Below are 2,480 nucleotides of genomic sequence, written 5' to 3'. Positions count from 1 at the left end.
AAAGCTGCAGATGGCGGGCGGGAGGATATAGTCGCCGATGGTCTTCGTCGCGCCGACGCGGAGAATTTTGCGCGGAGCGGCGTGCAGCGCACGCTCCAGCTCCTGCTCCTGATAGCGCTGCGAGATGGCGAAGACCTCCAGCGCGCTGCCGGGGGCGGTCTTCCTCAGTTTCCGCCCGTCATAGGAAAACAGGCGGACGCCGTAGGACGCCTCCAGCGACTGGATCTGCTTCGTCACGGCGGGCTGCGTCAGGTGCAGCGCCTCAGCCGCGCGGCGGTAATTCATCGTCTGGCAGACAGCCAGAAATGTCTCGAGCCTCCGGTCCATGAATGCCCTCCTTGATAACGACATGGAATCGTTTTATTCTAAAGAATAATTTTATTTTATCACACGGGCGTGCTATAATGCAATCGCTACAGAAAAAACGGAGGGTTCTTATGAAAACGATCTGGAAAATGGTGCCCGGTCTGGCAATGGCGCTCGTCATTGCGGCCGCGGCCAAGGGACTGGAGTATCTCGAGGGGCTGGCGGGCCTGCACCTGATCGGCGCGTCCGTCATTGCGCTGTTCATCGGCATGGTCATCAACCGCTTCTTCAAGCCAAACGCGGTCACGTCGCCCGGTATCCGCTTCACGTCCAAAAAGGTACTGAAGCTCGCCATCATCCTGCTCGGCGCGAGCCTGAACATCATGACGGTGCTGAAGGTCGGCCGCTTTTCACTGACGGTCATGCTTTTCACGCTGGCCACCTGCTTCGGCGTCGGCTATTTCATCGGCAAAGCGCTCGGCCTGAACTGGAAGATGAGCAACCTCATCTCTGCCGGAACGGGCATCTGCGGCGGCTCTGCCATTGCGGCCATCGCGCCCGTCATTGACGCGACGGATGTCGACGTTGCCTACGGTATGTCCGCGACGTTCCTGTTCGACATGGCGATGATCGTGCTGTTCCCGATCCTCGGCCGCTGGCTCGGCCTGTCCGACGCCGCCTACGGCCTCTGGGCCGGAACGGCCGTGAATGACACGTCGAGCGTTGTGGCGGCGGGCTACGCCTTCAGTGAGCAGGCGGGCGATTTCGCCACGTTGGTGAAGCTGACGCGCACGCTGGCGATCATCCCGACGGTGCTGATCTTTGCCCTCATCGGCATGCATGTGAAAAAGAAGGAAGCGGCGGGCGACCAGTCGGCCGTCAGGGTCAATATGAAGTCTGTCTTCCCGTGGTTCATCCTCGGCTTCCTCGCTCTGTGCGGCGTGAACAGCCTCGGCTTCATCCCGGCCTCCGTCGCCTCCGTGCTCAAGGATATCAGCAAGTTTCTCATGGTCACGGCATTGGCTGCCATCGGCCTGAACACGAGCTTCTCCGACATGCGCAGGGCGGGCCTGAAGCCCATGCTGCACGGCTTTATCATCTCTCTGCTCGTCGTGCTGGTCGCCATCGCAGTCGAATATGCCATCGGCGTTGCGCCGAGCGGTACGCTGCTTTGAAAGTATATAAAAATCCGCGCTGTCCTGCTGCAGGATGGCGCGGATTTTTTTATGCGATCCGTTTTTCCTTCCACTTTCCGGTGCGGTAATGTGCGAAGGAGATGACAAAGTTTGCCAGCCAGCCGACCGGCACGGCGTACCAGACGATCTCAACGCCCCAGAGCGGCGCGCAGAGCCACGACAGCAACACGCGGATGGCCAGGTTGACGAGGTTGGCGATCGTGAACATTTTCACGTCGCCCGCGCCGCGCAGGATGCCGTCTACAGCCATTTTGAAGCCGATGAAGCAGAAGAAAAAGCCGATGAACTGCAGATAGTGCTCACCGGTCGCCACGGTCTCGGGCGAGGGGGCGGCATCGAGGAACATGGCGATGATCGGCGTGCGGAACAGCTCCAGAAGGACGCACAGCAGCACGGAGATCAGCACGATCATCCGATTGGCCGCGCGGTAGCCCTGCGGCACGCGCTCCGGCTTCTCCGCGCCGATGTTCTGCGCCGTGTAGGAGGACAGGGCATTGCTGATGGCGGCCATGGGCACGATACACAGCGATTCGATGCGCGCCGCAGCGGAAAAGCCCGCGAGGATCTGCGTGCCGAAGCCGTTGACCACGGACTGCACGAGCATCATGCCGATGGAGACCGTGGACTGCTGCAGGATGGACGGCAGGGCCACGCGCGTCATGGCGCGCAGCTCTCCGAAGCGGAACAGACCGTTCGAGCGCTCCGGGATGCGCCGCAGCTCCAGCAGGAACACGCCGAACGACAGCACGGCGGACAGGCCCTGCGCCAGAAACGTGGCATAGGCTGCGCCGGGCACGCCCCGGTGCAGCACGGCGACGAAATACCAGTCCAGCACGACATTCAGCAGCGAGGAAAAAATCAGGAAATACAGCGGGATGCGCGATTTTCCGAGCGCATTGAACAGGGAGGACAGGATATTATAGAGAAAGAGAAAGGGCAGACCATAGAAATAGATGTTCAGATAGGTGGCTGCGATCT

At 60.6% G+C, this 2,480-nt stretch carries 3 protein-coding genes; 1 reads left to right on the top strand and 2 read right to left on the bottom strand.

Annotated elements, in window-relative coordinates; genetic code table 11:
* On the bottom strand, positions 1-327 hold a 327-nt coding region (locus tag WMO66_RS00960), incomplete at its 3' end, for a LysR family transcriptional regulator (protein WP_349134537.1).
* Positions 328-437: 110 nt separating this feature from the next.
* On the opposite strand from WMO66_RS00960, the gene WMO66_RS00955 reads away from it, so the two are divergent.
* Positions 438-1,481, top strand: coding sequence for a YeiH family protein (locus tag WMO66_RS00955; RefSeq protein WP_349134536.1), 1,044 nt, complete (start codon positions 438-440; stop codon positions 1,479-1,481).
* A 49-nt stretch (positions 1,482-1,530) separates the two neighbouring features.
* Here WMO66_RS00955 and WMO66_RS00950 read toward each other — a convergent pair.
* A partial coding sequence (locus tag WMO66_RS00950; protein WP_349134535.1) for an MATE family efflux transporter occupies positions 1,531-2,480 on the bottom strand: 950 nt, incomplete at its 5' end.

The sequence above is a fragment of the Faecousia intestinalis genome (genome assembly GCF_040096185.1).
In the GTDB taxonomy this organism is placed as follows: Bacteria; Bacillota; Clostridia; order Oscillospirales; family Oscillospiraceae; genus JAZOXB01.
Note: the sequence above shows the minus strand (reverse complement) of the source record. Positions and strands in the feature narration are given on the sequence as shown.

Excerpts from the sequence above, each read along its gene's own strand:
- WMO66_RS00955 (WP_349134536.1), top strand. The coding sequence starts at position 438 with ATGAAAACGATCTGGAAAATGGTGCCCGGTCTGGCAATGGCGCTCGTC.